Source organism: Olleya aquimaris (assembly GCF_003259525.1).
In the GTDB taxonomy this organism is placed as follows: Bacteria; Bacteroidota; Bacteroidia; order Flavobacteriales; family Flavobacteriaceae; genus Olleya; species Olleya aquimaris.
Genome location: NZ_QLLO01000015.1, coordinates 1 through 2,284 on the forward strand (window position 1 = coordinate 1; position 2,284 = coordinate 2,284).

A 2,284-nucleotide genomic window follows, 5' to 3' on the forward strand; every position below is an offset into this window, starting at 1 on the left:
TTTCCATTTTTGCTCATTTTTGTTAATCATAAAAACAGCATAATCTTCAAAATCGAGAACATCTAGACTGTCTTTTTTTGAAAATGTATAATTGTTTAAATAAACTCCTAGAGTTTTAAACTTATCAGAAATTGATAATTCGTCAAAGTATAATTTTACTGATTTATCTGCGTAACATTCCGTCCATTTTCCAAAAGTCGGAAGATTAAAATCGATATGTTCAATTTCATTTTTTTCTTCAGAATAGTAGTCTTCTTTTTTTTCAGATTTACATCCGATTAATAGAAGTAAAAATATGATGTAAGTTCTGGTCATTCTTAATTATGGCTAACGGTCTCGGCTATGAGTAGTTGCGTGGTTTAGCGATTAACTTTGAAGTACACACCAAGTTGGAAATTCCGCAGGAATTTCCAAAGTATGCGAGAACAAGCAATTACTTATAGCCATTGTTGTGTGTAGTTTTTTTAAATTATATGTGTCAGTATTTCTACTGATTTAGTTAATATTTCGTTCATTATTTTTAAACTCTTCTTTTCAGGTTCTTTTTGTCCGTGAACCAAGTCGTTTCTGAATTTATTCAATTCAGCAAATTCTCGATAGGTTTTGTCATTTATCTTTCCACTATCATATAATTCTCTTATTTTCTTAAATGGCGGAATAAATCTTCCGTTTTCAGAATTCAATAGTTTTTCGAATTTAATCCAGTTTGTAATGTATTCTCCAACTAAACTTTCGTCTGGAATTTCGTCTTCCTCCAAGATTGGAATTTCGAATAGGTTGTAAAAAAGATTTTTTGCAATTTCTGCATAAATTAAAACCTTTGTTTTTTCAACTGTTATTCCGTTTCCATTGTGATAAAGTTCGTTTCTCAATCTGTGAAACCATTCAATATCTCCCAAGTCAATTCCGGTCAATTTTTCAGAGCAATATTCCTCAAGAGCATCAATTAGTTTAGGGAAACTCTGAATAATTTCATTGTATTTATTCCTACTTAAATTCTCAATTTGTGTAACTCGTTTTGGAAGTCCGAGATAAGTTTTAATCATCAATTCAACAGAATTGTCAATACATATCATTCCCATTCGAAGGTCAAAGTCAGTCGATTGGTTTAAATGATAAATTCCGTGAACCAATAATTCTTTTGGTCCTGTCATCCAAGGTTTCTCCATTATTTTCTCAAATTACACACAACGTGTTCGTGTATGGTTAGTTGCGTTGGCTAGGACTAAGTTAGTAAACAAAAACGAACCAGAGGAAATTCCGAAGGAATTTCCAAGTAGGCTAAAACCAAGCAATTAATTATACACGTTGTTGGCAACCGTTTTTTTATTCATTCTATAATGTAAATTCAGAAAACGAATTCCATAAAAATTCAGATTGTGGTCAGCTCTCAAAACATTTTCATCGTCTTCGTAAACTCTAATCCATTCGTGCATTGACTTTACAAATCTCGCCCAATATTCTCCCTTTTCATTTGTCAATGTAAAGTAGAATCCATTGTCTCCAAATTTTTTTCCATCAGAGCAGAGTAGAAGAGAGCCGTCTTTCTCGACTTTCTCTGTCATAACCACAGAAGCATTTCCATTTGGTAGTGGAAATATAACTTTAAGAAGTGGCTTTTCGTAATTCGGATTTTTACAAGTTGTATAAATTCCAGAATAAATTACATCGTTTGTGCTTTTTATTGTTCTATACCAAATAGTCCATTTGGTTTCCTTTGTTTTCTTATTCTTTAATTTAATTATTTCGCTTTTTAGACCTTTTGCAGTGTCTATAGAATTCAGTGGTAAATTCAGTTGCTGAAGTCGTTTGCTAAATATCAAATAAAGAAGTTTACCAAATGGTTTAAAAATACCTTTCCATTCAGACCAAACTTCAAAATCGTAATTCGATGTATTTTCGTAAAAGTCCGCAACTTTGTCGTTTAAACGGATTTTATCTTGGTCGGAAATTCCGATTTGTTCCATTCTTTCGAGAAGTCCAGAATTTGGTAAGTTTTTTTGAATTTCCAAATCCTCTTTTTCTGCTAATTCGAAAATGAATTTATCTTTAATTATATCTGTATTTCCTATAGGTCCAATTAGCCACTCAAAATCATTCGGGTTTATCTTTTTTCCTGTAGCTTTTACCCAAATTTGAGTGATTTTATCTTGTATTGCCATTAAGTTTGTTCAAATGGTTGCCAACGCTTTTGTGTATGGTTAGTTTGCGTTGTTAAGCAACTAATTTAATAAATAAAAACTAGCCATAAGTGAAATTCGGCAGAATTTCACGACAATTAAGA

The 2,284-nt window shown here is 31.6% G+C and carries 3 protein-coding genes; all 3 read right to left on the bottom strand.

Translation table 11 applies throughout. The annotated features are described in order from the left end of the window. Positions 1-315: hypothetical protein (locus tag LY08_RS13385; RefSeq protein ID WP_211305937.1), on the bottom strand; the 315-nt coding region annotated here is incomplete at its 3' end. A gap of 149 nt (positions 316-464) precedes the next feature. Beyond that, complete coding sequence (locus LY08_RS13390) at positions 465-1,169, bottom strand: hypothetical protein (protein WP_111660939.1); 705 nt, start codon at positions 1,167-1,169, stop codon at positions 465-467. 126 nt (positions 1,170-1,295) lie between these two features. Further along, positions 1,296-2,162, bottom strand: a complete 867-nt coding sequence (locus LY08_RS13395; RefSeq protein ID WP_111660940.1) for a hypothetical protein — start codon at positions 2,160-2,162, stop codon at positions 1,296-1,298. Positions 2,163-2,284 lie beyond the last annotated feature (122 nt).

Bases quoted from the DNA above. Each gene is read 5' to 3' on its own strand.
- LY08_RS13390 (WP_111660939.1), bottom strand. From the start codon at position 1,169: ATGGAGAAACCTTGGATGACAGGACCAAAAGAATTATTGGTTCACGGA.
- LY08_RS13395 (WP_111660940.1), bottom strand. From the start codon at position 2,162: ATGGCAATACAAGATAAAATCACTCAAATTTGGGTAAAAGCTACAGGA.